A 25,400-nucleotide genomic window follows, 5' to 3' on the forward strand; every position below is an offset into this window, starting at 1 on the left:
TGTGTTCTGGAAAATAATACTTGAATAATTTTTAGGGGTTTAAATTGCCTTCTTCAGACTTTTTACAACAGGTAATTTTTGAGTTTAATTTACCGAATTTATGGTCATACAAGTAACAAATTCTTCAGCGCATGTTTTCGGATGCCTAAGAAAAAGTCTGTAGATTCAAACGTCTGTCGAAAAACGTTGAAGTAATTTCATTCCGTTTACGGGTGAGTTAAAAATCGGAATTTCTGACAGCTAAACTCGAAAACAAACTATTTTTTGCCGATTGTGCAGCGTCGTTTAAATATGAATTTTCACGTTTCGCGACGACTTATAGTAACCTTCGTCCGTCGTCGCTGATTTTCGGCAAGTTTTACAGAAACAAACACCGGGCATCGGCAAAATTTGGAAGAAAAGCTAAAGTTTTGGATTGAAGTTGCCGACATAACGTTCAAGCAATGCCGGTGATGACAGATCAAGTAGAAATTTCTTCCTGTCTACGCAGTTTCGTTGCATCAAACAATGGTTAGCGTGCAAACTTTTGCACGCAACAATCGCACAGTTTCTCGTGTCGGCCCGCAAGGCGAGTCCATCGTAATCGAACCCGGCAAATCGCCAGGGACGATCGGTGCGGGTTCGGCTGCCTAGCAGCATCTTCTGACATTGGTGTTGGACGATCCTGCCAACCCACAGGGCGCATTCATTCGGACTCCGAATGATATTGCGCCTAGCACCCTCCCGCAGGGTTACGCGGGATCGCAGGTTCCGTTTCCGATCCGCCCGACTCTGCGGCGCTCCGGATAACGCGGCCGCTTCGCTCATGCACAACATCTACTTCAGTACTACTGATTACTTGTATGAAGAATACGACCCAAACCTTCGCCCGCATTTCCTTCGCTCCTAAAGCCGGTCTGATCGCAGCCGCAGTCGCGACCAGCCTGTTGCTCGCCGCTTGCGGCGGTGGCGGCGCCAACGACGCATTCGATACAGCATCGACCGTCGATGCCGCCAGCCGCGGCCAGAACGCATTCGCGATCGCATCGCCGACGAGCAACGCCACCGTGACCGGCACCGTCACCGTCACCGTCAAGGGCACGACCGGTTCGAACTGGACCAGCGTATCGGTCGTCGATATGACGACGGGCAACAAAGTGGCGCGCGATGCGGTGCCGTCGAGCGGTTCGTGGAGCACGTCCGTCGATTCGACGCGTCAGGTCAACGGCGTCCATACGTGGAAGATCTACGCGACGAACAAGAACACCGGCGCGACTTCCGTGCAGAACATCAGCGTGACGGTTTCGAACACGAAGACCTCGACGGGCAGCGGCGGCGGCACGACCACCACGCCGACATCAAGCAGCATCTTCTACGGCGCGAACGGCCACAACAACGAAGGCGGCGCGTACGACATTTCGTCGGCGGCGCTTCAGTTGTCGCAGTTGCAGGATCTGGGCGTGAAGCTGTATCGGAATGAGGTGTATAGCCAGGCTTCGGCGAATCACCTCGCAACGGTCGCGAAGACGATGGCCGCTGGCGGCGTGACGGTGTATCCGGTGATGCTGAGCGACATCAACTTCAACAGCGAATCCGATGCCTACAACGCGGGCTACGCGCTCGGCCAGCAAACGGCGTCTTCGTATAACTATCCGTACTTCGAAGTCAGCAACGAACTCGACGCCGAAGCACTCGCCGGCAACGTCGATGGCGTGTATCCGCAGCAATTCGACAACACGAAGTTCCAGCTTGCGCGTGGCGTGATCCGCGGCATGATCGCCGGTGTGAAGTCGGTGAATTCGTCGGCGAAGATCATCATGGGCGGCGGCGCGTGGATGCACTACGGCTTCGACCAGATGCTCGCGAACGGCACACAGCCGGACGGCACGACGGGTCACCCGGTTGTGTCGTGGGATATCACGGCATGGCACTGGTACTCGGATCAGGGCGACATCACCAACGCATGCGGCGGCACGGGTTGCCATGACGTTCTGGGTACGCTCGCGCAGTTCGGCAAGCCGATCTGGATCAACGAATACGGCGTTCGTCCGTGGCTCGGCAGCGATGCGCAGATCGCGTCTTACCTGACGGGCAATCTGATGATGGCGCAGTTCGTGTCGGTGGCGTCGAAGTACAACATTCAGGCGATCCAGACGTATGAGCTGTACGACGATCCGGCAGGCGGCGAGGGCGCGTACGGTCTGATCCAGAACGACGGCAAGACGGTCAAGGCGAACTACACGTCGTTCAAGAACTTCGTGAAGGCGAATCCGAAGTAAGTTTGATCGAGTTGTAGATGCTGTAGATGCGCAAAAGGGCAGGTTGCGAAAGCAATCTGCCCTTTTTATTTCGAAGCCGCACGCACGACAACGCCGCGCAAAACAAAAAGCCCAGTCGCGAGGACTGGGCTTTTGCTTGAAACTTTGGTGGCCTGGGACGGAATCGAACCATCGACACGCGGATTTTCAATCCGCTGCTCTACCAACTGAGCTACCGGGCCAACAGAAGTGAGACTATAGCAGAAGCACTGAGCCTGCTCAAGCCCTTCCGCGAAATTTTCTCGCGGAGATCAGGCTCAGACTTCGTTCTTGTTCTTCCCAAGGTCCACGCCCAACTGCTTGAGCTTGCGATACAAGTGCGTGCGCTCCAGCCCCGTCTTCTCCGCCACGCGCGTCATGCTGCCGTTCTCGCGCGCGAGGTGATATTCGAAGTACGCACGTTCGAACGCATCGCGGGCATCGCGCAGCGGGATGTCGAAGGAGATCGACGCGGTTTGTCCCGTCTGCGATTGCATCGCGTTATTCGCGCCGCCATCGGGCGATGCGTTGAGCGAGGACGCCGTAGGCAACGCAGCCGCCACCGGCACGCCCGATGCACTCGCGCCCGAGATCGGCTTGGCTGCGCTCAGCGCAGCGGGTGCCGCCGTGCCGTGCGCGAGTCCCTGCTCCACCGCCTTCAGCAGCTTCTGCAGCGCGATCGGCTTCTCGAGAAAGTTGAGCGCGCCGATCTTCGTCGCCTCGACAGCCGTGTCGATGGTCGCGTGCCCGGACATCATGATCACCGGCATCGTGAGTTTGCCCTGCGCGGCCCACTCCTTGAGCAGAGTGACGCCGTCGGTATCGGGCATCCAGATGTCGAGCAATACGAGGTCGGGTGTCTGCTGTAGCCGATAGTCGCGCGCCTTCTGCGCGTTCTCCGCCACGTCGACCACATGCCCTTCGTCGCTCAGGATCTCGGAGAGCAGTTCCCGGATCCCCATTTCATCGTCTACCACCAGGATGGTTGCCATTTAAGCTGCCCTTGTCTGCACTGTTGCTTTTGTCGTTCCGTGATTCGTGGCCGCGCCCGAACCGGGTGGTGTGCCCGGCGCGGCGGCATCGTCCGCGAGTTGTAGAAACAGGATCGATATCTGCGCACCTTCCACCACATCCGGCGACTTCGATCGGTTGCGGATGTCGATACGGGCGCCGTGCTCGTCGACGATCTTTTTCACCGTTGCAAGTCCCAGACCCGTGCCCTTCGCCTTGGTCGTCACGTAAGGTTCGAAAGCGCGCGACAGTATGCGCGCCGGAAAGCCCGAGCCGTTATCCGACACCGTCAGGCGCACGGCGACACGCGCATGGCCCGATGCGTCGGGGTCGCCATATTCTACTGTTCTCGTTTCGAGCAGAACGCGCGGCTGAGCCACTTCCGAGACAGCGTCTTGCGCGTTCTGAAGCAAGTTGTGAATCACCTGGCGGATTTGCGTCGCATCGCCACGAATGACCGGCAACTTGTTGAGATCGACCTTGATCGGACTCTTGCCGTCTTCGATGCCGTACAGCGTCAGCACTTCCGCCACCAGATCGTTCAGATGCAGATTGCCGAGCACGGCGGGCGGCGTGCGCGCATATTCGCGGAAATCATCGACCATCTGCTTCATCGCCTGCACCTGATTGACGATGGTGGTCGATGCGCGCTTGAGCACATCGGCATCCGGCGGCGCGAGTTTATCGGCGAGCTTCATTTGCAGGCGCTCGGCGGACAACTGAATGGGCGTGAGCGGATTCTTGATTTCGTGCGCGAGACGCCGCGCCACTTCGCCCCATGCGACCGAACGCTGCGCGGAGATGACGTCGGAAATATCGTCGAACACGACGACATAGCCGGACGTTTGCGCGTCCTCTTCGCCATCGCTTGCGCTGAGCAATTGCGTGCCGCGCACGAGCAGCGTGAGCGGATCGTTTTCGCCGGGCACGGTCACCGCGACTTGCTGTTGCCAGTGTCCGCGATCGCCCATCGGACGATCACTGCCGATGGCCGCGGCATCGCGTTCAGCGAAGGCTTTTCGGGTCATCGCGCCGAACTCGGCGAGGGCATCGATCTGATCGAGCGGCTGATTCAGCATGGCGCCGAACGGCTGACGGAAGATGCGCTCCGCGCCGCGATTGGCCGTGGTCAAACGGAACTGTCGATCGAACACGAATACGCCCGCCGTCAGGTTGGCGAGAATACTTTCGAGATACGCCTTCGAATGCTCCAGCGCGATCCGGTTGTTCTCCACCGCCGCGCGCGCTTCGGACAACTGACGCGTCATGGCGTTAAAGGACTGCGTGAGAAAGCCAAGTTCATCGCGCGAATTGATTTCGCGTTTGGGCGTGTAGTCACCTTCAGCCACTTCCTTCGTGCCTTGCGCGAGCAGGAACAGCGGACGCGCGAGCTGATTGCCGAGCGCGAGCGCCAGCATCATCGCGATGAAAGTGGCGAGGAACAGCGCCAACGTCAGCGTGCCGATATACATCTTGCGCAAACCCGTGCGCCCGAGCCGCTTTTCCTGATACTCGCGATACGCGCGCTGCACGGCATCTGCATTGCGCGCGAGCGCCTGACTCACGGGCTGCTCGATCTGCAAATACCGATCGGCATGCTGAAATTCCGTGGTCGTGGTCGGATCGGGAATCTTGGTGACGATACGTAATCGCAACGCGCCCTTCGGCCCGTTGTCCTTTGGATCGCCGTCGAGTTCGCCTTCGATCGCACCGTACGGATGATCCTGCGCCTCCTTCAACATCGCCGCCGATGGCTCGTTGTTCGGCAGCAGCGCGTAGTAATTGCCCGACGCCTGCGCGACCGTGCGCAATCCCGGCACGCGCAACGACGCACCGTTCGACGTCAGATCTTCGCGGTTGTACTGATCGCGCGGACGCTCGAACACCACGGCGTCCTGCACGTTGTACTGATCGCGCAAACGCAGCAGCGCAAGCGTAAGACTCGACGGGTCCGCGCTCGCGAGTTGATCGCTCATCTGCTTGCTGCGGTTCTTGTAGTCCGCGAGCGAGTTTTCGAGCATGCCGCGCCCGAGCGTGAGACCCGACGTGAGCGCGGTTTCCACGTTCACATCGAACCATGATTCGATACTGCGCGACACGAACTGATACGAAACGATATAGATGATCGCGCCCGGCACCACGCCGACCAGCGCGAAGATCAGCGCGAGTTTCGCGAGCAGTCGCGTGCCGAAGCGCCCCTGCCTCACACGCGACACGATGATCAATATCAGACTGACAACGATCAGCATGAAGATCAGCGCCACGGCCACGTTCGCGGCATAGAGCCAGCCGTAGTATCGGTCGAAGAATTCGGTGTTGGCGCTCGCGAGCGCGAGCATCACGAGCAGCAGGACTGCTGTGACCGCGACTGTCGAGACAAGCAACCGAACGACAAAACTCTTCATGTCAGTACGGCCGCGTCGAAATCTATTTCGCACGTTCAGACGCCGTAAAAAGGAAACGCTTCCAATCCGAGGACAGGTTCCAGTCGCGGTTATTCACCGCGTCGATCTGGAACGGCTTGGGCATCAACGCGATATCCAATTGCATGCGCACCGATGCGTCATACGTCTCTCCGCCATGCACCTGATTCCGGTCGATGACATGCCACGACGTGACATGCTTGATGACCGCGAGCGCCTCGTTAAGCGATGCAAAGCGCAATTGCAGCCCGCCCGTGGACACGCGATATTCGTTGGTGAGCGGCTGATAGGAAAGCCGAATGCTCTGCGACACGTTGACCGGCTCTTCGTCGAACCAGTACCAGCGCGGCCGCGACAAGGTGAAGTCCACGGTGAAGTAAAGCGGCACACTGCGGTTCACGGCTTCTTCGAGGCTGCTGTTGAGATCGAAGTCGAAGTGCGCATCGAGGCTCCAGCCGCCATTGTCCGCCTGCAACGATGCCCGCTGCACGGAGATCGTCTCGGCATGCGCGGAAATGGCCGTGCCGAAGCTCAGCCAAAGCGCCAGCGCAGTCCACACGGCGAGCGCGAGCCGCGGCGGAAAAAAGCGTTTGATCGTCACCGTTTCTGAAAGCGCGCGTAGAAGAATCCGTCGTGGTCCGCGATGATATCCGCGTTCCGGTTCGATGATTTTGTACCGTCCGGTGAATCCTGCCCCGCATCCGCGCTCGGACGCGCCGCTGTCGGCAGCAATTGGCCCGGCGCGTCCAATCGTACCGCATCTTCATGCAGGGTTCCAAACCAGCGGGCCTGCTGTTCGCCCTCCTCAGGGAAAATCGAGCACGTCACGTAGAGCAGTTCGCCGCCTTTCGCGACGAGCGGCCAGAGCGCGTTCAGAATGCGCCGCTGTTCTTCGACTAGCGCCGCGATATCCGTTTCACGACGCAACCAGCGAATATCCGGATGCCGCCGCACGATGCCCGATGCCGAACACGGCACATCGGCAAGAATGCGATCGAAGGGTTTGCCATCGAACCATGTCGAGGGATCGCCCGCATCGCCTACTTTGATTTCGGCGTTGAGCTTGAGCCGCGCCAGATTCTCTTCGATACGCACCGCGCGTTTTGCATCGCTTTCGAGCGCGATCACGTCGGCGTCCGCCAGTTCGAGAATGTGGCCGGTCTTGCCGCCGGGCGCGGCGCACGCATCGAGCACGCGCATGCCGTTTTTGACGTCGAGCAATTGTGCGGCGCGCTGTGCACCTGCGTCCTGCACGGAGACAACGCCATCGATAAAACCGGGAATGCGTTCGACCGGCATCGGCGTTTTCAAACGCACCGCGTGTTCGCCTGCGATCTGCGCGTCGATTTGCGCTTCGGTCAAACGTTTGAGGTATTCATCGACGGTTGCGTGGCGGGCGTTCACGCGCAAGGTCAGCGGACCGTGCTCGTTGCCCGCTTCGAGAATGTCTTGCCATGCGTCGGGCTGACCGCGCTTCACGGCATCGATCCACCATTGTGGATAGTTGAAGCGCGCGACGTCGCTCTTGCGCGCTTCTTCGATCAGCGCATCGCGCTCGCGCAGGAAGGTGCGCAGCACGGCGTTGACAAGGCCCTTTGCAAACGACACTTCGCGCCGCGCGGAAATCGCGCCGACGGCCTGATCGACCACGGTGAACGGCGCATACGCTTCTTCATCGACCAGCAAAGTCAGCGCACACGAAAGCACGTTCGATACATGCGTCGGCGGCGCTTTGCGCACGAGCACGTGCATCAGCGCATCGGTGAGGGCGAGACGGCGCATCGCGCGATACGCGATGTCCTGAATCGCGCCACGCGCCGCCGCATGTTTGCCCGACGCCATGACGTTCTGCAACGCAGCCGGCAACGCCGATCCGCCGCGCACCGCGCCCACGGCCTGCGCCGCGCCGTCCAGCGCGAACGCGAGCGAATCGGGCGCGAGATGCAACGCGCTCAAACGAGACGATGCACGCGCCGATGAATGTTGCGCGGCGGCGGGCCGTCGGGAAGGCTGATCTGTCATGTCGATGCGGGAACTGTCGGACGGCAAGCGTCGCGCTTGCGTGAACGTCGATTGTAACTGCTGGGATTGAAGCGCCTGCCTCGTTGGTACGCGGAAAGGAAAAAGGCCATTCCAGACTACTGGAATGGCCTTCTGTGAAAGCTCGATGCGATTACATGCGGCCGGTGCGCGCCATCTCCATCAAACGCGCGACGCGCTCTTCCGTCGCCGGGTGCGTCGAGAACAAATTGGCGATGCCGCCGCCCGACAGCGGATTCATGATCATCATCTGCGCCGTGGCCGGATGCGCTTCGGCAGTCGGGAACGGCGTGCCGGTTGCGTACGCGTGGATCTTTTCCAGCGCACTCGCCAGCGCCTGCGGATCGCCCGAAATCTGCGCGCCGCCGCGATCCGCTTCGAATTCGCGTGCGCGGGAAATCGCCATCTGGATCAGCGCGCCTGCGATCGGCGCAAGAATCGCCACGGCAATGCTCGCGATCGGATTCGACGGGCGGCCTTCGTCATCGCGTCCGCCGAAGAACATCGCGAAGTTCGCGATAGCCGAGATCGCGCCGGCCATCGTCGCGGAGATCGTCGAAATGAGGATGTCGCGATGCTTCACGTGCGCGAGTTCGTGCGCCATCACGCCGCGCATTTCGCGCTCGGACAGCACGCGCAAAATGCCCGTGGTCGCCGCCACCGCCGCGTGCTCCGGGTTACGTCCCGTGGCGAACGCGTTCGGCGCATCTTCGTTGATCAGATAGACGCGCGGCATAGGCAATTCGGCACGCGTGGCGAGTTCACGAACCATGCGATAGAACTGCGGCGCAGTGGTTTCGTCGACTTCCTGCGCGTTGTACATGCGCAGAACCATCTTGTCCGAGAACCAGTACGAGAAAAAATTCATGCCGAGCGCGACGAGCAACGCGAGCATCATGCCGCTCTTGCCGCCGATCATCCCGCCGATCACGACGAAGAGGGCCGTGATCGCCGCCATCAGCATCGCGGTTTTGACCCAATTGAACATGTGAGGAGCTCCTCTCCAAAGCAAATGCAGGTTGTCCCGGCCAAATGGCCAGCGACGCATTGTAAGCAAAATGTTAGATAAGGGCGTCCGTCAAAAATTCAATCCGTTTTTATTGATGCGACGTCGCCAGCTTGATGCCAAGTCCGACGAATGCACTGCCCACTCCGCGATCCATCCACTTCTTGATGCCCGGCTTGCCCGAAAAGCGCTGCGTCACGCTGCCCGCGATCCATGCCACGAAGCTGTTCCACGCCGTGCTCATCGCAATGAAGGCCGCGCCGAGCAGGAGGAACGCGAGCGTTTTGTGCTGGCTGTCGGCGGCGACGAACTGCGGGAAGAACGAGACGAAAAACAGCACGACTTTCGGGTTCAGCACGTTGGTGACGAAGCCTTGCATAAACAATTGATGCAGCGACTTCGGCGCGGACTGCGCGCTTTTCTGCACGTCCTGATCGACGTCTTCGTGCTTCGCGAAAATCAGCCGCACGCCGAGATAAATCAGATAAATCGCGCCCGCGATTTTGATGACGGTAAATGCCGTTGCCGATGCTGCGAGAATCGCCGTTAATCCGAACGCCGTCGCCAGCGTATGCACGATGCATCCCGCCGAAATCCCCAACGCCGACACGACGCCCGCGCCGCGACCTTGCGCGACACTGCGCCCGACGATGTACGCGGTATCGGGACCGGGCGTGACGTTCAGAAGAAAGACGGCGAGCAGGAAGAAAGCAAAACCGGTAATGCCGAGCATCGGGACTCCACGAAAGCGAAAGCGCTAATTTGAGACGGCTTATTTTAGCGCTGCGGCCTTATTGGAAGCGCTGTCCTTTTACGATCGATGCACCCGCGAGGAACTCGCGCACGGGCAGACGCTTACCGCCCGGTTTCTGCAATTGCGTGAGCTTCAGCGCGCCGCCCCCGCCGCAATTCACGACGATGCCTTCGGGCGAAACTTCAGCGATCGTGCCCGCTTCGCCCGCGCCGCTGATCGGCTGCGCGGACCAGATTTTGATCGCGACGCCATCGAGCGTGCCGAATGCGCCGGGGAACGGATCGAAGGCGCGCACTTGTCGCGCGAGTTCATCGGCTGAACGCGTCCAGTCGAGCGCGGCTTCGTTTTTGGCGATCTTTTCAGCGTAGGTCGTGCCGTCTTCGGGCTGCGGCGTGGATGGCAGCGAACCGTCGCGTTCGAGATCGCGCAGTGCCGCGACGATCATCTCCGCGCCCATTTGGGCCAGGCGATCGTGCAGCGTGACGGTGGTGTCGTCGGAGGAAATCGACGTGCAGTTTTCGCGGATCATCGCTCCCGTGTCGAGACCGACGTCCATCTGCATCAACGTGATACCGGTTTCCACGTCGCCCGCTTCGATCGCGCGATGGATCGGCGCGGCGCCGCGCCAGCGCGGGAGCAAAGACGCGTGAATGTTGATCGCGCCCTTCGGCGGAATATCGAGCACTTCCTGCGGCAGGATCAGGCCATACGCGGCGACCACCATGACGTCGTGCGGCGTGGCGCGCAATAGATCGATGGCATCGGCCGCTTCCTGCGGATATTTGCCCGCGCGCCGCAGCGATGTAGGCTGCGCGACCGGCAAACCATGCTCGACGGCAAAGCGCTTGACCGGACTCGCGGTCAGCTTCATGCCACGTCCGGCAGGACGATCCGGCTGCGTCAACACGAGCGGAACGGCAAAACCCGCCGCATGGATGGCCGCGAGCGCGGCGGCAGCAAATTCCGGCGTTCCGGCGAAAACAACGCGCAGCGATTGAGTCATCGAATTACAGCGCCTTTTCCAGCTTTTTCATCTTGCCGCGAATGCGCGTCTGCTTGAGCGTCGAAAGATATTCGACGAACACGTGTCCCGCCAGATGATCCATCTCGTGCTGAATGCACACGGCGAGCAGCCCGTCGCAATCGAGTTCGAAGGTTTCGCCTTTTTCGTTCAGCGCCTTCACGCGCACCTTGTCCGGCCGCTCGACGAAGTCGTAGATGCCGGGCACCGACAGGCAGCCTTCTTCCCACTCTTTCTTGACTTCGCTCGCCCAGACAATTTCCGGGTTGATGAACACCAGCAGTTCATCATGCGCGTCCGATACGTCGATGGTAATCACGCGCTCGTGCACGTCCACCTGCGTAGCCGCGAGGCCAACGCCCGGCGCGGCGTACATGGTCTCGGCCATATCGGCGACGAGTTTGCGGATGCGGTCATCGACCACGGCGACGGGTTTCGCCACCTTGTTCAGCCGCTTGTCCGGGTAATTCAGTATGTTGAGCAGAGCCATGATTCGGATTGTCTACGCGCGCCGCGACGCGTGTAAATCGGCCATTCGGCCAGGTTGCGGGTAGTCGGCGGCATGCCGAAGATATGCGGGTGAATCCAGTCGATTCAACGCCGCCGGCATTGCGGCCAGAGCGCGTCGCCGCGGGCGGCAGGCAAGGCCGGGCGACATTCTTACTTTTTGTGTACAGGACCGAAAATATTAACATGTCAACCGCTCTCCTGCCGACCGAGCCCGGTCTCGCGCCCGCTTCCGATTTGCCCGCGTGGCTGCGTCTCGCGCATGCGAAAGGCTTGCGTCCGCTCGCGCTTCGTAGCTTGCTTGCGGAGTTTCGCGGACCGTGTGAAGTCTTATCGGAAAGTTTCGTGGAATTGACGCGCGTCGCGGGCGAAATCGCGGCAAACGCTGTGCTCGCGCCGCCCGCGGATATCGAAGGCGTCTCGTTCGATCACTATATGAACGATGTGCGCGAATGGCTCGCGGTGCCGGGCAATCACATTCTGACGCTCGCCGATGCCGACTATCCGCAAGCGCTGCTCACGATGCCCGATCCGCCGCCGCTGCTCTACGCGAAAGGCCGGCTGGAACTGCTGCAATCGCGCGCGGTGGCGATCGTCGGCAGCCGGCACGCGACGCCTCAAGGTTTGGAAGACGCGCGGCGCTTCGCTCGGGCGCTGTCCGATGCGGGTCTCGCGGTCGCGTCCGGACTTGCCGTCGGTATCGATGCAGCGGCGCATCGCGGCGCGCTGCTGGGTCGATCGGGCACGATCGCCGTCGTCGGCACTGGACTCGATCTCGTCTATCCGTCGGTCAATCGCGATCTTGCGCACGAAATCGCCCGCGACGGCGTGATCCTGTCCGAATGGCCATTGGGCACGCCCGCGCGCTCAGCCAACTTCCCGCAGCGAAATCGGCTGATCGCGGGCTTGAGCAGCGGCGTGCTGATCGTCGAAGCGGCGATGCGCTCGGGATCGCTCATTACCGCGCGGCTTGCCAATGAAATGGGGCGCGATATCTTCGCAATGCCAGGTTCCATCCACTCGCCCTTGTCGCGCGGATGCCATCGGCTGATCAAGCAGGGCGCGAAGCTTGTCGAGACGCCGGAGGAAGTGCTCGAGGAATTCGGCATCACGCGCGCGGCGAGCAAAGCGCCGAAACCGGTCAGCGCGTCGTGGGCGTCGGCGCGGCTGTCGGCCACCGAAGACGCCAATCGCGTGCTCGCCGCAATCGGCCATTCTCCGGTGACGCTTGAAATCCTCGCCCATCGCACCGAACTGGATGGCGCGGCGCTTCAGGCCGCGTTGCTGCAACTGGAGCTTGAAGGGCACATCTGCGCGTTGCCCGGCGGGCGTTTCACGGCAATCGAACGCTCGTGAACCGGCGTCGTGCTACATTCGCGGAAAATCAAGCCGTTTCGCTACCTGATAAGAAATTGCGCCATGTCCGCGTTGAATCTCGACACCGATGCCGATGCCATCGCTGAACGCTTAGCCCAGCCCGGCATGCTGTTCGTCGCCTGTTTGTGCGCCGAATGGTGCGGCACGTGTCGCGAATATCGCGACGGTTTCGACAAACTCGCGGCCGCGCATCCCGATATTTGCTTCGCGTGGATCGACATCGAGAATCAGGCGGATCGCTTCGACGATCTCGATGTCGAAAATTTTCCGACCATCCTGATCGAAGATTCGATCACGACCCGATTTTTCGGCACGGTGCTGCCGCAAGTGTCGATCGTCGAGCGCATGCTCACCGATCTGACCGCGCTCCCGAATATGATCGGCGCGCCGAAACTGCGCCCGGCGCTTGCTACGGCGTAAGCTGAAACAGCTTTTCGCGTCCGATAGCGTCCGACAAAGCGCGCACCGTGAACCGTTCGGCGGCATCGGCTATTTCGCGCTTCGACGCCCGCCGTTCAAAGCCTGTGCTATAAAGCGGACGTTAAAGCGCCCAAACCGGGCCGCTGCAAGCCACCTATATATTGAGTCATGTCCAAAGCCCTGATCATCGCTGAGAAGCCCTCCGTCGCGAACGACATCGCGCGTGCGCTGGGCGGCTTCACCAAGCATGACGAGTACTTCGAGAGCGACGACTACGTGCTCTCGTCCGCCGTCGGCCACTTGCTGGAAATCGCCGCGCCGGAGGAATACGACGTCAAGCGCGGCAAGTGGAGTTTCGCCAATTTGCCGGTCATTCCGCCGCATTTCGATCTGAATCCGATCGCCAAGAGCGAGTCGCGCCTGAAGGTGCTGACCAAGCTGCTCAAGCGCAAGGATATCGATCGCCTGATCAACGCATGTGACGCGGGGCGCGAGGGCGAGCTGATTTTCCGCCTGATCGCGCAGCACGCGAAAGCCAAGCAACCGGTCCAGCGCCTCTGGCTCCAGTCGATGACGCCCGCCGCCATTCGCGAAGGCTTCGCGAACCTGCGCAGCGACGCCGACATGCAGCCGCTCGCAGACGCCGCGCGTTGCCGCTCGGAAGCGGACTGGCTGGTCGGCATCAACGGCACGCGCGCGATGACCGCGTTCAACAGCAAGGGCGGCGGCTTCTTTCTGACGACAGTTGGTCGCGTTCAGACACCAACGTTGTCGATCGTCGTCGAACGTGAAGAGAAAATCCGCCGATTCATCCCACGCGATTACTGGGAAGTGCGCGGCGAGTTCATCGCGGCGAAGGGCATCTACGAAGGCCGCTGGTTCGATCCGAAGTTCAAGCGGGTCGAAAACGATCCGGAACAGCGCGATTCGCGTTTGTGGAGCCTCGCGGCGGCGGAATCGATCGTTGCGGCTTGTCGCGGCAAGACCGGCACGGTGACCGAGGAATCGAAACCATCGACGCAAATGTCGCCGCTGCTGTTCGATCTGACGAGCTTGCAGCGCGAAGCCAACGGCCGCTTCGGCTTCTCGGCGAAGAACACGCTGGGTCTCGCGCAGGCGCTGTACGAAAAGCACAAGGTCCTGACCTACCCGCGTACCGATTCGCGCGCGCTCCCGGAAGACTATTTGGGCACGGTCAAGGAAACGCTGACCATGCTCAAGGAAAGCAACAACTACCTGCCGCACGCCAAGCAAGTGCTCGACAAGGGTTGGGTCAAGCCGAACAAGCGCATCTTCGACAACTCGAAGATCAGCGATCACTTCGCCATCATCCCGACGCTGCAAGCGCCCAAGGCGTTGTCCGAGCCGGAGCAGAAGCTGTACGACCTGGTTGTGAAGCGCTTCCTGTCGGTGTTTTTCCCGGCTGCCGAATATCTCGTGACCACGCGCATCACCGAGGTCTCGGGGCATCACTTCAAGACCGAAGGCAAGGTGCTGGTCGAGCCGGGCTGGCTGCAAGTCTACGGACGCGAAGCGGCGGGCGAGGAAGGCAATCTCGTGCCGGTTCAGAAGGACGAAAAGGTCGATGTCGAAAAGGTCGAAGCGCACGCGTTGGTGACCAAACCGCCTGCACGCTACAACGAAGCATCGCTGCTCTCGGCGATGGAAGGCGCGGGCAAGCTCGTCGAAGATGAAGAACTGCGCGACGCGATGGCGGCAAAGGGCCTCGGCACGCCGGCCACGCGCGCGGCGATCATCGAAGGTTTGCTCGGCGAAAAGTACATGGTGCGCGAAGGCCGCGAGCTGATTCCGACCGCCAAGGCGTTCCAGCTTATGACGCTGCTGCGCGGCCTCGGCGTGGAAGAACTCACCGCGCCCGAACTGACCGGCCAGTGGGAGCACAAGCTCTCGCAGATGGAACGCGGCAGTTTGCATCGCGATACGTTCATGCAGGAAATCGCGCGCATGACGCAGACCATCGTCAAGCGCGCGAAGGAATACGACTCCGACACCATTCCCGGCGATTACGCGACGCTCGAAACGCCGTGCCCGCATTGCGGCGCGCAGGTGAAGGAGAACTATCGCCGGTTCGCGTGTACGAAGTGCGAGTTCTCGATCTCGAAGATTCCGGGCGGTCGCCAGTTCGAGATTCCGGAAGTCGAGGAATTGTTGCGCGAGAAGACCATCGGACCGCTGTCGGGATTCCGCAGCAAGATGGGTCGTCCGTTCTCGGCCATTCTCAAGCTCGCGCTCGACGACGAGATCAAGAACTACAAGCTGGAATTCGATTTCGGTCAGGATAACGGCGGCGAAGATGGCGAACCGCCTGATTTCTCCGAGCAAACACCGGTCGGCGCGTGTCCGAAGTGTCACTCGCGCGTGTTCGAGCACGGCATGAGCTACGTCTGCGAGAACTCCGTCGCGAATCCGAAGACTTGCGATTTCCGCTCGGGCAAGGTGATCCTGCAACAGGAAATCGCGCGCGAGCAGATGGAGAAGTTGCTCGGCGAAGGCCGCACGGATTTGCTGACGAACTTCAAGTCGTCGCGCACGGGCCGCAATTTCAAGGCGTTCCTCGTGAAGCAGCCGGACGGCAAGATCGGCTTCGAGTTCGAGAAGAAGGAAGGCAAGCCGGCGGCGAAACGCGGCGCGGCGGCAGCGGAGGCATCGGCGGATAACGGGGATGAAGGCGATAGCGATGTCGCCGTCTCCGCGAAGACCACTCGCGCCAAGGCTGCGACGAAGACCGTCGCGGCGAAGAAGGCGCCTGCTGCGAAGAAGGCTGCGGCGAAGAAGACAGCGGCGCGCAAGACGGGCTGATCGTTTGATGCGCTGTATGTGAAAAAGCCCGCGAGAGTAATTTCGCGGGCTTTTTTCATTTCCACCGATCGCCAGAGTCTGAGAGCAGTTTTGTTCAATACGTCTGCGTACGCAGTCCCTATCCTTCGCTACCCAGAACGAAAAAGTACGTTGAGGATAGGCGATGAACACCGTTATCTCGATGGGCGCATTCGCGCTCGCATCATCGATCTCTCCCGGTCCCGTGAATCTCGTCGCGCTGAGCAGCAGCATGCGGCATGGATTTAAGGTCAGCATGCGACATGTCATCGGCGCGACGATCGGATTTACGGTCCTGCTTCTGCTGACGGGTCTCGGCATGCGAGAGTTGCTGAATGTCATGCCTCGATTGATCGAATTCGTGAAGTGGGCGGGCTGCGCGTTCCTTATCTACATGGCCTACAAACTCGTACGCGATAACGGAGAGCTTGGCGTAAGCAGTGAAGCCAAAGCACCATCGTTTCTATCCGGTGCAACGATGCAATGGCTCAACCCGAAAGCGTGGCTTGCATCGCTGGCGGGGATGGGCGCATTCGCGGGCAGCGATATCGGCCTGATCTGGCAACTGACGTGCATCTACTTTGCGATCTGCCTGGCGTCGCTGGCGTGCTGGTCGGCGGCGGGTATTTTTCTGCGCAAATACATTGATCGTCCGGCGCGGATGAGGCTTTTCAATCGGATGATCTCGGCACTGCTGGTGTTCAGCGCGGTTTATCTGATGCAGGAGTAGCCACGCGGGCTATCGCTTGATGTACTCGCCCGGTGTTGCCGCGACGAAGCGTTTAAACGTGCGCTGCAGATGCGCCTGATCCGAGAAACCGGCGTCGGCGGCAACGCTCGCAATTGCAACGCCTCGACGGAGTGCCGTGCGGCAATACTCGATTCGCGCATTCAACTGATACACGTGCGGCGTCATGCCGAACTGTGCTTTGAACGCTCGAATAAGATATGAACCGGACAGGCCAGAAACGGCGCACAAGTCTTCGATTCGAAGCGGTTGCGTGCAATGGTCCCTGACGAAATCGGCGACAACGTCGAGTCTGGGATGAGTCGTGTGTCTCGGGGTCGGGATCGGCTGAAGGCGAGACGGGAGTTCGGAGAAGAACGTCCACGCCGTGCAGCATTTCTCCAGATCGCTGGAAGCGTCGTTCGTCAGGACTTCGCAGAGTGCGTTCAGCGCGTGAAAAAGGAATGGATCACGGATAGCGGCAAGCTCGAAGCGTCGCAGCGTCGCCGACTGCGCGTCCTGTTGCGCGTGCAGATCCGCCAGCCAACGGGTATCGACGTAGAGCATCCGATAAGACCATCGTTTGTCATCGATCGGATTGCACGCGTGGACATCGCCCGGATTCATGACAACGACCGTGCCACCGCTGATTTGCTCCGCATGGCTGCCGTTCACATATTTGCTGATGCCACCAGTCACCGCGCCTATAGAAAAGCATTGATGCGCGTGAGGCGCGTAGCAGACGCGTCTTCCATCTGGCACCTCGCGCATCTCGATAAAAGGCAACGCTGCATTGCGCCAGAATTTCGGGCTTGCTTTGGCAGGACGTGAGTCGTAGAGCGTCATGGCGAAATCCCCATAAGACTCAAAAGGATACCGCGCTATCGGCTCAAATTCGTCGCGAACTAAGACTCAGAAAGGCGAAGGCGCCGGCATCCGCGCTCTTGTCCGCGATGGCTTGGACAGCTTCAGATCATCGTCATCGCGTTCTTCATAGGCCGGCCGCTCAACAACGCGCGCGGGCTGATCGCGCAGCCACTGTTCGCTCATCTGATGGTTCGGCGTCTGGCTGAAATGCTCGACCAAATGATCGATAAACGTCCGCACTTTCGCCGGCAAATGCCGACGGCTCGGATACGCGACATTGATCTCGACCTGCGGCAACTGGAAATCGCCCAACAGGCGCACGAGCTGTCCACGCGACATATCGTTGCCGATCAGATAGCTCGGCAGTATCGCGATGCCCATGCCCAGCAGCGCAAACTGCCGCAGCATTTCCGTGTTATTCGCGATGATCACGTTCTGCGGCCGCACGCGCACTTCGCCGTCCGGACCGGTGAACACGCGCTCATCGCCCCAATACTCGGACGGCAGGCTCAGGCACGGATGCTCCAGCAAATGCTCCGGACGCGTCGGCGTGCCGTGCTTGGCGAGGTATTCGGGCGTGGCGCACACGGTCATGCAACCCGTCGTCAGCCTCCGCGTCACAATGCTCGCGCTCTTCACCTGCCGCGCAATCACAATGCCGACATCGAAACCTTCCTCCACCAGATCGACCTGACGATCCACCAGCGTCACGTCCGGCACGACTTTCGGATAACGCTGTGCATACGTCTGTAACACAGGTGCGAGATTATGCAGCCCGAACACCACCGGCGCGACGATCCTCAGCGAGCCGAGCGGTTCATGATTACGCGCAACCACCATCTGTTCGACATCCTCGAGTTCATCGAGAATTTGCCTGGCTCGCTCCAGATATACCTGGCCGGATTCCGTGAGCGAAAGGCTGCGCGTCGTGCGGTTCAGCAAACGCGTTCCGAGGCGGCCTTCGAGATCGGCGACGTGGCGCGTGGCTACCGCATTGGAGATGTCCATCGCGCTCGCGGCCCGGGCGAAACTGCCCAGATCGGCGACACGGACGAACACTCTCATCGACTGCAAATGATCCATGGGACAACTCCTGCCGCTTGAGCGGCTTCTAAATTCTGCTGCAAAGCAATTCAGAATTATCCTAGGACTCGAAGTTTCGTGCAGAAGTTGCGGGAAGACAGGGATTTTTCGGGGAAAAACGGCGCAACACGCGGAAATCGGGGACGAAAGAACGCCGATTGTTGTTATGTGCACAACACCCGACTGTTACCAACTCAGCCGATTAATTTTTGAAAATACTGGCCGAGTCAATTTTGACACGCTATGCAGCGTGTTCACGCGATCGCGCGAAGGCATAGCGTAATTGGGGATTGATTCGCCCGGTGACGCTAATCACCGGGCATCGCACTATTATTACGTGCAGTTACGCTCAGGCGGCAAAACGTCGCGCCATGTCAGCCTTTGCCTCGGGAAGCGCGTTCGGCAAGCCTTGATGCAGCTTGGCGAACAACTCGTCGTGCAGGGCGAGCTCATCGCGCCAGGCGGCTTCGTTAACCGAAATCACCTGTTCGAACTGCTCGCGCGTGAAGCCGAGCGCGCCCCAGTCGATGTCCTCGTAGCGCGGCGAAATGCCGAACGCGTGTTCCTCACCGCGCGCCGTGCCTTCGATACGCCCGATCATCCAGTTCAGCACGCGCATGTTCTCGCCAAAGCCCGGCCACACGAACTTGCCGTCATCGCCTTTGCGGAACCAGTTGACGCAGAAGAACTTCGGCGCTTTCGCGTTCATCGACTCGACTTTCTCGCCCATCTTGAGCCAGTGGCCGAAGTAATCGCTCATGTTGTAGCCACAGAACGGCAGCATCGCGAATGGATCGCGGCGCACGACGCCTTGCTGACCGGCAGCGGCGGCGGTCGTTTCCGAGCCCATCGTCGCGGCCATGTAGACGCCTTCGGTCCAGTCGCGCGCTTCGGTGACGAGCGGCACCGTGTTGGAACGGCGTCCGCCGAAGATGAACGCATCGATCGGCACGCCTGCCGGGTTTTCCCAGTCGGCATCGATCGAAGGACATTGCGATGCGGGCGCGGTGAAGCGTGCGTTCGGATGCGCGGCCTTCGCGCCCGTTTCCTTCGCGATCGCTGGCGTCCAGTCGCGGCCCTGCCAGTCGATCAGATGCGCAGGCGGCGTGTCCGTCATGCCTTCCCACCAGACGTCGCCGTCGTCGGTCAGCGCGACATTGGTGAAGATGACGTTCTCCTTGAGCGTCGCCATCGCGTTGAAGTTGGTCTTTTCGCTCGTGCCAGGCGCGACGCCGAAGTAGCCCGCTTCCGGGTTGATTGCGTAGAGACGGCCATCGCGGCCCGGCTTGATCCAGGCGATATCGTCGCCGATGGTCGTCACCTTCCAGCCGTTCAAATCGCTAGGCGGAATCAGCATCGCGAAGTTGGTCTTGCCGCACGCCGACGGAAACGCCGCCGCGACGTGATACTTCGCGCCAGTGGGCGATGTCACGCCAAGAATCAGCATGTGTTCGGCGAGCCAGCCTTCGTCGCGTCCCATCGTCGATGCAATGCGCAGCGCGAAGCATTTCTTGCCCAGCAGCGCGTTGCCGCCGTAGCCCGAACCGAAGCTCCAGATTTCGCGCTGCTCGGGAAAATGCACGATGTACTTCGTGTCGTTGCACGGCCACGCGACGTCCTTGCGGCCATCGCTCAGCGGCGCGCCGACCGAATGTACGCACGGCACGAACTCGCCGTCTTCGCCGAGCACGTCGTACACGGCGCGGCCCATGCGCGTCATGATGCGCATGTTCGTGACCACGTACGGGCTATCCGACAACTCCACGCCAATATGCGCGATCGGCGAGCCGAGCGGTCCCATCGAAAACGGCACGACATACATGGTGCGGCCACGCATACAGCCATCGAACAGGCCGTCTAGCGTGACGCGCATTTCCTGCGGATCGATCCAGTTGTTGGTCGGACCAGCGTCTTCGCGACGCTGCGAGCAGATGAACGTGCGATCTTCGACACGCGCCACATCCGAAGGATCGGAGCACGCGAGATAGGAATTCGGGCGCTTCTCGGCGTTGAGCTTCTTCATGGTGCCGGCGGCGACCATCTGCGCGCACAGGCGGTCGTACTCTTCCGTGCTGCCATCGCACCATTCGATGCGTTCGGGCTTGGTGAGCGCCGCAATCTGTTGCACCCATTCGATCAATCGTCGGTGCCGGACATAGGCCGGCGCTTCGATATCGACGGCGTTGTTATCTTCGACTACTGCGGGCTGGTTCATCGAGTTGTCTCCACTCTTTGCAATGAAAACCTTGCACCCACGACGCTGCATGCGAGAGGCTTCGCCCTCTTGTTAATCGAGAGCATTGGCGCAAAACGCGGGGCATTCGTGTTCTTTCGACACGAAACGTTTCGCGCGCCATTTGCGACGCCGTGAATGTGACGCTTTGCGATGCGTATGCGCGAAAATCACGCGTTCGGGCGCAACTTGCATCGCAAAGGAACAATCTGTAAAAAAGCGATACTAAGTGGCCTATCTCCTCGCGGTTATCCGCGTTTTCTGCCTGAAGCGCCGATGCGTTTGCTGGCGGCGCGGCCGGGGCGACTTCTTAAAAAATGGGAGTCAAGCTTAACACTGCAAAACGCCTGCGCGTATCGGTAATGCAGTTAAGCTGATAAAGCGCACATTTATCGGTAATTACCCGAAGCTATTCGCTCTATTCTCTCGCCCGGACAAAAAGCAGCACGTTTGATGCCCAACAAAATTCAATCAAAGCTCATGAAAATCGCCATCCTCGACGACTACCAAGACGCAGTAAGAAAGCTCGATTGCTTTCATTTGCTCGATGAACATGAGGTGAAAATATTCAATAACACCGTGCGTGGACTGGGACAGTTGGCTAGCAGACTGTCGGAAGTGGACGCGCTCGTGCTCATTCGCGAACGCACGCGTATTAGTTCGCAACTGCTCGACAAGCTGCCGAAGCTGCGCATGATCAGCCAGACGGGTCGCGCGGGCGGCGGTCATATCGATATCGATGCCTGCACGGAACGCGGTATCGCCGTGCTCGAAGGCGCGGGTTCGCCGGTCGCGCCTGCGGAACTGACGTGGGCGCTCATCATGGCGGCGCAGCGGCGCATTCCGCAGTACGTGGCGAATTTGAAGCAAGGCGCGTGGCAGCAATCGGGACTGAAGACGTCGGCGTTGCCGCCGAATTTCGGCCTCGGCCAAGTGCTGCGCGGACAGACGCTCGGCATTTGGGGCTTCGGCAAAATCGGTCAGTTGGTCGCGGGTTATGGCAAGGCGTTCGGCATGAACGTGCTCGTGCACGGGCGCGAACATTCGCAGGGAGCGGCGCGCGAACATGGCTTCGCGGTTGCCGAAAGTCGCGAAGCGCTGTTCGAACAAAGCGATGTGCTGACCGTGCATTTGCGTTTGAGCGATGAAACGCGCGCCATCGTCAAACAGGAAGATTTGATGCGCATGAAGCCGACCGCGCTGTTCGTCAACACGAGCCGCGCGGAGCTGCTCGAAGACAACGCGCTGCTGAACGCGCTGCATCACAATCGGCCGGGAATGGTGGCCGTAGATGTGTTCGAGAGCGAGCCGATTCTGCAAGGCTACGGCTTGCTGCGGATGGAAAACGTCATCTGCACGCCGCACATCGGCTATGTGGAGCGCGAGAGCTACGAGCTTTATTTCGGCGCGGCGTTCCGCAATATTCTCGCGTTCGATGCCGGCGATACATCGAGCGTCGCGAATCAGGAAGCGCTACAGCACGCGCGCCGCCGTTAAATTGTCGATACGTCGATCACCGGCTCGCAGCGAACCGGGAAGTTCACCGAGTTCGCGATAAAGCAGTAGCGATGCGCGTCTTCATGCAGACGCGCCGCCAGCGCTACATCGCCGCCCGCGCCGATGGTCACGCGCGGCCGCAACGTCACATCGACGAAGCGGCCGCTGCCGTTCTTCTCTTCCTGCATCGTACCGATGGCGTCATCGACATAACCGGTCACGACGATTTTGTTCGTCGCGCATAAGTGCAGATACCAGAGCATGTGGCACGACGACAGCGACGCCACCAACAACTCTTCGGGATTGTGGCGCGCGGGATCGCCGCGAAACGCCGGATCGCTCGATGCCTCGATCGCCGGCTTGGTGCCGATGCGCAAGAGATGATCGCGCGAGTAGGCATCGTAGGCGGACGTGCCGGAACCGAGGTCGCCGGTCCATGCGGTGGACACTTCGTAGGTGTGCTGCTTCGACACGATCGGCTCCTGTTTTAGCTGTGCGCGGCCACTTCGATCAGACGCGGCAGACGCGCGAGAAAGTCATCGGCGTCGGCGCGGCCCAGGTCGTAGGCGTGCTGCATTTGCGCGGGACTGGTGTAATCCCAACTCGAAATCGGCACTTTGCGCGATGGCTGCACGTAGATACGCCGCTGCTCGCCGTGCGGCACCACGAACATCTGCTCGCGCGGATACAAGCGCGTGACCATCACCAGCGCAAGACCGGGCGATGCGTCAAGCGCGGAGACGGGCACGTTATCGACCATGCCGCCATCGAGCACCGGACGACCGTTGCGGCGAAGAATCGGCGTGAACGGCGGCGTGCTTGACGATTGCAGAATGAGATCGGCGAGATCGTCGATAGTCGCGCACTCCTGCGCCGTCACGAACTCGGGATGAAAACCAAGCGCCTGCCCGAGCGTCGGATGCAGCGTCTTGCGCACGTACTTCTCGATGTTATACGCGATGATCCCCGCCGCCACCGCACTGCGCGCGCCCAGCCAACGCGGCAGATGCGACACGCCAATGCGGATCTCCGGCGCGTGTTGAATATCGTCGAAGCGCTCGGCAAAGATATCGACCAATGCCTGCCGATAAATCCGATAGTGCGGAAACACCGATTCGCGCCGCACGAGATTGCCCCAATACGCGTTCTTCGTGTTGCCGCTGAGCGCACGAGCGTAGTAATCCATCACCCAGCGCGATTCGTTCGTGTACAGCATGCAGGCCGTCGCCGCGCCCGCCGAAATCCCCGCGATAATGCGCGGTTTCAGATTCAACTCTGGCTTCACGATGTCCCAGAAACCTGCCTGCCACCAGCAGCGATTGCCGCCGCCTGCGAATACGACCTGATCGAACATTATTGATTGAGGAGCGCGTAGGTTGTGGTGGCGTGCGCGGCAAGTTCGCCCTGATCGTCACGCAATTCGATTTCGCCGAACACGAGATTGCGGCCGCGTCGCTGAACGCGCGCGGTGACGAGCACATCGCCCAATTTGACCGGGCGCATGAAGGTCGTGTTGAGGGAAACCGTGGTCATCGGCTGGAAAGCGCCGAGCGCCTGAGAGATGGCGATGACCATCGCGGTATCGGCGGCGGCCATGAAGACCTGACCGCAGATCACGCCGCCCGCATGCTTCAAATGCTCGGAGTACGGAAGCCGAAGCGTGATCTCGTTATGATTCGTCGATTCGGGTGTGAGATTCAGTTCGCGCACCCACGGCGCGAGAATGCTGTCGAGCAGCGCGCTGATCGCCTGATTGTCCATGTCTCTGTGCCGTGTCGCTTTGCTTTTGCTGATGAAGCGTCATGATAGCGGGCGGTTTGGGACGCATCGGACGCATCGGCGGCCGCGTTCCGCGCGTCTCAAATTTTTTGCGCGAGGGGGCTTGCGCTTATCGAAATAGTCCAGCTATAATTTCGCTTCTGTTGGGGCGTTAGCTCAGTTGGTAGAGCAGCGGACTCTTAATCCGTAGGTCGAGTGTTCGAGTCACTCACGCCCCACCACCAGATATTCAGTGAAAAGCCCGGTCCTTGGATCGGGCTTTTTGCTTTTCGGCGATTGATCTTCCTCCAATCGCTGCGTTTTTCAGACTATTTCCTCTATCGGTTGCTTTCAAAGCACTGAACAATCCCCGTCGTTTCGCACATCGATCCACCGCGAACGATTCAGCCGCGCCTTCCCTTTCTTGTCTATTGATCGCCTCTGAAGCGTGAAGGCGCGCGCGTCGGTATCCATTACCCTGGGGGCATTCAATGTACTTCACCAAGAAAAGCACGGGCGTGGTCCTCGCATCGCTTGCCGTCGTGCTCGCCGGATGCGCAACCGAGGCGTCCCGCACGCTGCCGGTTCAGCAAGTCAGCATCGCCAGCACGCCTTACGTGGGCAAAACCGTGCCCGTCTCCGTCGGCAAATTCGATAATCGTTCGAGCTATATGCGCGGCGTGTTCTCCGATGGCGTCGATCGCGTCGGCAGTCAGGCCAAGACGATTCTCGTCACCACGCTCCAGCAAAGCCGCCGCTTCAACGTGCTCGATCGCGACAACATGAGCGAGATCAAGCAGGAAGCCGCCATCGCCAACAAGGCGCAGGCGCTCAAGGGCGCGAATTACGTCATCACTGGCGACGTCACGGAATTCGGCCGCAAGGATGTCGGCGATCATCAACTGTTCGGCATTCTCGGCAGCGGCAAGACGCAGGTTGCGTACGCCAAGGTCAGCCTGAATATCGTCGATACGACCACGTCCGAAGTCGTCGCATCGAGTCAGGGCGCGGGTGAATACAGCTTGTCGAATCGCGAAGTCATCGGCTTTGGCGGTACGGCGAGTTACGACTCGACGCTCAACGGCAAGGTGCTCGATCTGGCCATTCAGGAAGCCGTCAACCATCTGGCCGAACAGGTCGATGCGGGCGCGTTGCAGTCGTCGAAGTAAGTCACTTTCAACACATCGAAAAGCATGAAAACCAAGAACCATATCTCGACCGGCATCGCGCTGTCGGTCGCGGCGGCGTGCGCGCTGCTGACGGGGTGCGCGAGTAAGCCGCAGCCGCTTTATCAATGGGATGCGTATCAGCCGCAGGTCTACGCGCAATTCACCGGCAAGTCGACACCCACGGAACAGATCGACGCGCTCGAACAAGCACGTCAGAAGATTGCGGCTAAAGGCAATGCCGTGCCGCCCGGTTTCCACGCGCATCTCGGCGCGTTGTACGCGAGCGTCGGCCGCTCGGACGATGCCAGAACTGAGCTGAGCGCCGAGAAGCAGGCCTTCCCCGAGTCGTCCGCGTACATGGACTTCATGTTGAAAAACCTCAAGTAAGCGCGA

The 25,400-nt window shown here is 60.1% G+C and carries 21 protein-coding genes, 2 tRNA genes and 1 pseudogene; 9 read left to right on the forward strand and 15 right to left on the reverse strand.

The window, feature by feature from the left end:
* Positions 1-1,346 precede the first annotated feature (1,346 nt).
* On the forward strand, positions 1,347-2,258 hold the full coding sequence (locus tag P7F28_RS21200) for a lipopolysaccharide biosynthesis protein (protein WP_277186764.1): 912 nt from the start codon (positions 1,347-1,349) through the stop codon (positions 2,256-2,258).
* 145 nt (positions 2,259-2,403) lie between these two features.
* Here the strand turns inward: P7F28_RS21200 and P7F28_RS21205 are convergent.
* The 9 genes from P7F28_RS21205 to def form a co-directional block, all read right to left on the reverse strand.
* Positions 2,404-2,479, reverse strand: a tRNA-Phe gene (locus tag P7F28_RS21205).
* Positions 2,480-2,554: 75 nt separating this feature from the next.
* A complete protein-coding gene (gene esaR / locus P7F28_RS21210; protein ID WP_277186632.1) occupies positions 2,555-3,268 on the reverse strand; it encodes a response regulator transcription factor EsaR in 714 nt (237 codons plus the stop codon).
* Positions 3,269-5,692 carry a PAS domain-containing sensor histidine kinase gene (locus tag P7F28_RS21215; RefSeq protein ID WP_277186633.1) on the reverse strand — a complete coding sequence of 808 codons (2,424 nt, stop codon included), beginning with the start codon at positions 5,690-5,692 and terminating at the stop codon, positions 3,269-3,271.
* A 22-nt stretch (positions 5,693-5,714) separates the two neighbouring features.
* A complete protein-coding gene (locus P7F28_RS21220; RefSeq protein WP_277186634.1) occupies positions 5,715-6,311 on the reverse strand; it encodes a DUF4390 domain-containing protein in 597 nt (198 codons plus the stop codon).
* Positions 6,308-7,732 carry a 16S rRNA (cytosine(967)-C(5))-methyltransferase RsmB gene (gene rsmB, locus P7F28_RS21225; RefSeq protein ID WP_277186635.1) on the reverse strand — a complete coding sequence of 475 codons (1,425 nt, stop codon included), beginning with the start codon at positions 7,730-7,732 and terminating at the stop codon, positions 6,308-6,310. The genes P7F28_RS21220 and rsmB overlap by 4 nt, the downstream gene beginning before the upstream one ends.
* A 151-nt stretch (positions 7,733-7,883) precedes the next feature.
* On the reverse strand, positions 7,884-8,738 hold the full coding sequence (gene htpX, locus P7F28_RS21230) for a zinc metalloprotease HtpX (RefSeq protein WP_277186636.1): 855 nt from the start codon (positions 8,736-8,738) through the stop codon (positions 7,884-7,886).
* Positions 8,739-8,847: 109 nt separating this feature from the next.
* Positions 8,848-9,489, reverse strand: coding sequence for a LysE family translocator (locus P7F28_RS21235; protein WP_277186637.1), 642 nt, complete (start codon positions 9,487-9,489; stop codon positions 8,848-8,850).
* A gap of 58 nt (positions 9,490-9,547) precedes the next feature.
* Positions 9,548-10,513 carry a methionyl-tRNA formyltransferase gene (gene fmt, locus P7F28_RS21240; protein ID WP_277186639.1) on the reverse strand — a complete coding sequence of 322 codons (966 nt, stop codon included), beginning with the start codon at positions 10,511-10,513 and terminating at the stop codon, positions 9,548-9,550.
* 4 nt (positions 10,514-10,517) lie between these two features.
* On the reverse strand, positions 10,518-11,021 hold the full coding sequence (gene def, locus P7F28_RS21245) for a peptide deformylase (protein WP_277186640.1): 504 nt from the start codon (positions 11,019-11,021) through the stop codon (positions 10,518-10,520).
* Positions 11,022-11,224: 203 nt separating this feature from the next.
* Between def and dprA the strand changes: the two genes are divergently transcribed.
* The 4 genes from dprA to P7F28_RS21265 all read left to right on the forward strand — a co-directional run bounded on the left by dprA (position 11,225) and on the right by P7F28_RS21265 (position 16,403).
* Positions 11,225-12,394 (forward strand): DNA-processing protein DprA, encoded by a 1,170-nt coding sequence (dprA, locus tag P7F28_RS21250; protein WP_277186642.1) that lies wholly within the window; start codon positions 11,225-11,227, stop codon positions 12,392-12,394.
* A gap of 63 nt (positions 12,395-12,457) precedes the next feature.
* Positions 12,458-12,835: a thioredoxin family protein gene (locus P7F28_RS21255; RefSeq protein WP_277186643.1), complete on the forward strand. Its 378-nt coding sequence runs from the start codon at positions 12,458-12,460 to the stop codon at positions 12,833-12,835.
* Positions 12,836-13,003: 168 nt separating this feature from the next.
* Positions 13,004-15,655, forward strand: a complete 2,652-nt coding sequence (locus tag P7F28_RS21260) for a DNA topoisomerase III (protein ID WP_277186645.1) — start codon at positions 13,004-13,006, stop codon at positions 15,653-15,655.
* Positions 15,656-15,818: 163 nt separating this feature from the next.
* Entirely contained in the window at positions 15,819-16,403 is a 585-nt protein-coding gene (locus tag P7F28_RS21265) for a LysE family translocator (protein WP_277186647.1), read from the forward strand.
* Positions 16,404-16,412: 9 nt separating this feature from the next.
* Here P7F28_RS21265 and P7F28_RS21270 read toward each other — a convergent pair whose 3' ends face one another.
* The 3 genes and pseudogenes from P7F28_RS21270 to P7F28_RS21280 form a co-directional block, all read right to left on the reverse strand.
* Positions 16,413-17,246, reverse strand: a complete 834-nt coding sequence (locus tag P7F28_RS21270; RefSeq protein ID WP_306805966.1) for an AraC family transcriptional regulator — start codon at positions 17,244-17,246, stop codon at positions 16,413-16,415.
* A 179-nt stretch (positions 17,247-17,425) separates the two neighbouring features.
* Positions 17,426-18,350: pseudogene (locus tag P7F28_RS21275) on the reverse strand (LysR family transcriptional regulator); the annotation flags it as partial.
* A 349-nt stretch (positions 18,351-18,699) separates the two neighbouring features.
* On the reverse strand, positions 18,700-20,565 hold the full coding sequence (locus P7F28_RS21280; RefSeq protein WP_277186649.1) for a phosphoenolpyruvate carboxykinase (GTP): 1,866 nt from the start codon (positions 20,563-20,565) through the stop codon (positions 18,700-18,702).
* Positions 20,566-21,063: 498 nt separating this feature from the next.
* Between P7F28_RS21280 and P7F28_RS21285 the strand changes: the two genes are divergently transcribed.
* Positions 21,064-22,080 carry a D-2-hydroxyacid dehydrogenase family protein gene (locus tag P7F28_RS21285; protein WP_277186650.1) on the forward strand — a complete coding sequence of 339 codons (1,017 nt, stop codon included), beginning with the start codon at positions 21,064-21,066 and terminating at the stop codon, positions 22,078-22,080.
* Here the strand turns inward: P7F28_RS21285 and P7F28_RS21290 are convergent.
* From P7F28_RS21290 to P7F28_RS21300, 3 genes are read right to left on the reverse strand one after another with little or no spacing between them, the layout of a single operon-like run.
* Entirely contained in the window at positions 22,077-22,553 is a 477-nt protein-coding gene (locus P7F28_RS21290) for an OsmC family protein (RefSeq protein WP_277186651.1), read from the reverse strand. The two genes, P7F28_RS21285 and P7F28_RS21290, sit on opposite strands and share 4 nt — an antisense overlap.
* A 14-nt stretch (positions 22,554-22,567) precedes the next feature.
* Positions 22,568-23,434: a patatin-like phospholipase family protein gene (locus P7F28_RS21295; protein ID WP_277186652.1), complete on the reverse strand. Its 867-nt coding sequence runs from the start codon at positions 23,432-23,434 to the stop codon at positions 22,568-22,570.
* Entirely contained in the window at positions 23,434-23,841 is a 408-nt protein-coding gene (locus tag P7F28_RS21300) for a PaaI family thioesterase (RefSeq protein ID WP_277186653.1), read from the reverse strand. The genes P7F28_RS21295 and P7F28_RS21300 overlap by 1 nt, the downstream gene beginning before the upstream one ends.
* A gap of 163 nt (positions 23,842-24,004) precedes the next feature.
* Between P7F28_RS21300 and P7F28_RS21305 the strand changes: the two genes are divergently transcribed.
* The 3 genes from P7F28_RS21305 to P7F28_RS21315 all read left to right on the forward strand — a co-directional run bounded on the left by P7F28_RS21305 (position 24,005) and on the right by P7F28_RS21315 (position 25,394).
* Positions 24,005-24,080 (forward strand) — tRNA-Lys (locus tag P7F28_RS21305).
* A gap of 249 nt (positions 24,081-24,329) precedes the next feature.
* On the forward strand, positions 24,330-25,007 hold the full coding sequence (locus P7F28_RS21310) for a CsgG/HfaB family protein (RefSeq protein WP_277186654.1): 678 nt from the start codon (positions 24,330-24,332) through the stop codon (positions 25,005-25,007).
* 24 nt (positions 25,008-25,031) lie between these two features.
* Entirely contained in the window at positions 25,032-25,394 is a 363-nt protein-coding gene (locus P7F28_RS21315; RefSeq protein ID WP_277186655.1) for a DUF4810 domain-containing protein, read from the forward strand.
* Positions 25,395-25,400 lie beyond the last annotated feature (6 nt).

Source organism: Caballeronia sp. BR00000012568055 (assembly GCF_029439455.1).
In the GTDB taxonomy this organism is placed as follows: Bacteria; Pseudomonadota; Gammaproteobacteria; order Burkholderiales; family Burkholderiaceae; genus Caballeronia.

What these genes read in the sequence shown, in the direction of transcription:
- esaR (WP_277186632.1), bottom strand. Translation starts at nt 3,268, where the DNA reads ATGGCAACCATCCTGGTGGTAGACGATGAAATGGGGATCCGGGAACTG.
- P7F28_RS21215 (WP_277186633.1), bottom strand. Translation starts at nt 5,692, where the DNA reads ATGAAGAGTTTTGTCGTTCGGTTGCTTGTCTCGACAGTCGCGGTCACA.
- rsmB (WP_277186635.1), bottom strand. Translation starts at nt 7,732, where the DNA reads ATGACAGATCAGCCTTCCCGACGGCCCGCCGCCGCGCAACATTCATCG.
- htpX (WP_277186636.1), bottom strand. Translation starts at nt 8,738, where the DNA reads ATGTTCAATTGGGTCAAAACCGCGATGCTGATGGCGGCGATCACGGCC.
- P7F28_RS21235 (WP_277186637.1), bottom strand. Translation starts at nt 9,489, where the DNA reads ATGCTCGGCATTACCGGTTTTGCTTTCTTCCTGCTCGCCGTCTTTCTT.
- fmt (WP_277186639.1), bottom strand. Translation starts at nt 10,513, where the DNA reads ATGACTCAATCGCTGCGCGTTGTTTTCGCCGGAACGCCGGAATTTGCT.
- def (WP_277186640.1), bottom strand. Translation starts at nt 11,021, where the DNA reads ATGGCTCTGCTCAACATACTGAATTACCCGGACAAGCGGCTGAACAAG.
- dprA (WP_277186642.1), top strand. Translation starts at nt 11,225, where the DNA reads ATGTCAACCGCTCTCCTGCCGACCGAGCCCGGTCTCGCGCCCGCTTCC.
- P7F28_RS21255 (WP_277186643.1), top strand. Translation starts at nt 12,458, where the DNA reads ATGTCCGCGTTGAATCTCGACACCGATGCCGATGCCATCGCTGAACGC.
- P7F28_RS21260 (WP_277186645.1), top strand. Translation starts at nt 13,004, where the DNA reads ATGTCCAAAGCCCTGATCATCGCTGAGAAGCCCTCCGTCGCGAACGAC.
- P7F28_RS21265 (WP_277186647.1), top strand. Translation starts at nt 15,819, where the DNA reads ATGAACACCGTTATCTCGATGGGCGCATTCGCGCTCGCATCATCGATC.
- P7F28_RS21270 (WP_306805966.1), bottom strand. Translation starts at nt 17,246, where the DNA reads ATGACGCTCTACGACTCACGTCCTGCCAAAGCAAGCCCGAAATTCTGG.
- P7F28_RS21280 (WP_277186649.1), bottom strand. Translation starts at nt 20,565, where the DNA reads ATGAACCAGCCCGCAGTAGTCGAAGATAACAACGCCGTCGATATCGAA.
- P7F28_RS21285 (WP_277186650.1), top strand. Translation starts at nt 21,064, where the DNA reads ATGAAAATCGCCATCCTCGACGACTACCAAGACGCAGTAAGAAAGCTC.
- P7F28_RS21295 (WP_277186652.1), bottom strand. Translation starts at nt 23,434, where the DNA reads ATGTTCGATCAGGTCGTATTCGCAGGCGGCGGCAATCGCTGCTGGTGG.
- P7F28_RS21300 (WP_277186653.1), bottom strand. Translation starts at nt 23,841, where the DNA reads ATGGACAATCAGGCGATCAGCGCGCTGCTCGACAGCATTCTCGCGCCG.
- P7F28_RS21310 (WP_277186654.1), top strand. Translation starts at nt 24,330, where the DNA reads ATGTACTTCACCAAGAAAAGCACGGGCGTGGTCCTCGCATCGCTTGCC.
- P7F28_RS21315 (WP_277186655.1), top strand. Translation starts at nt 25,032, where the DNA reads ATGAAAACCAAGAACCATATCTCGACCGGCATCGCGCTGTCGGTCGCG.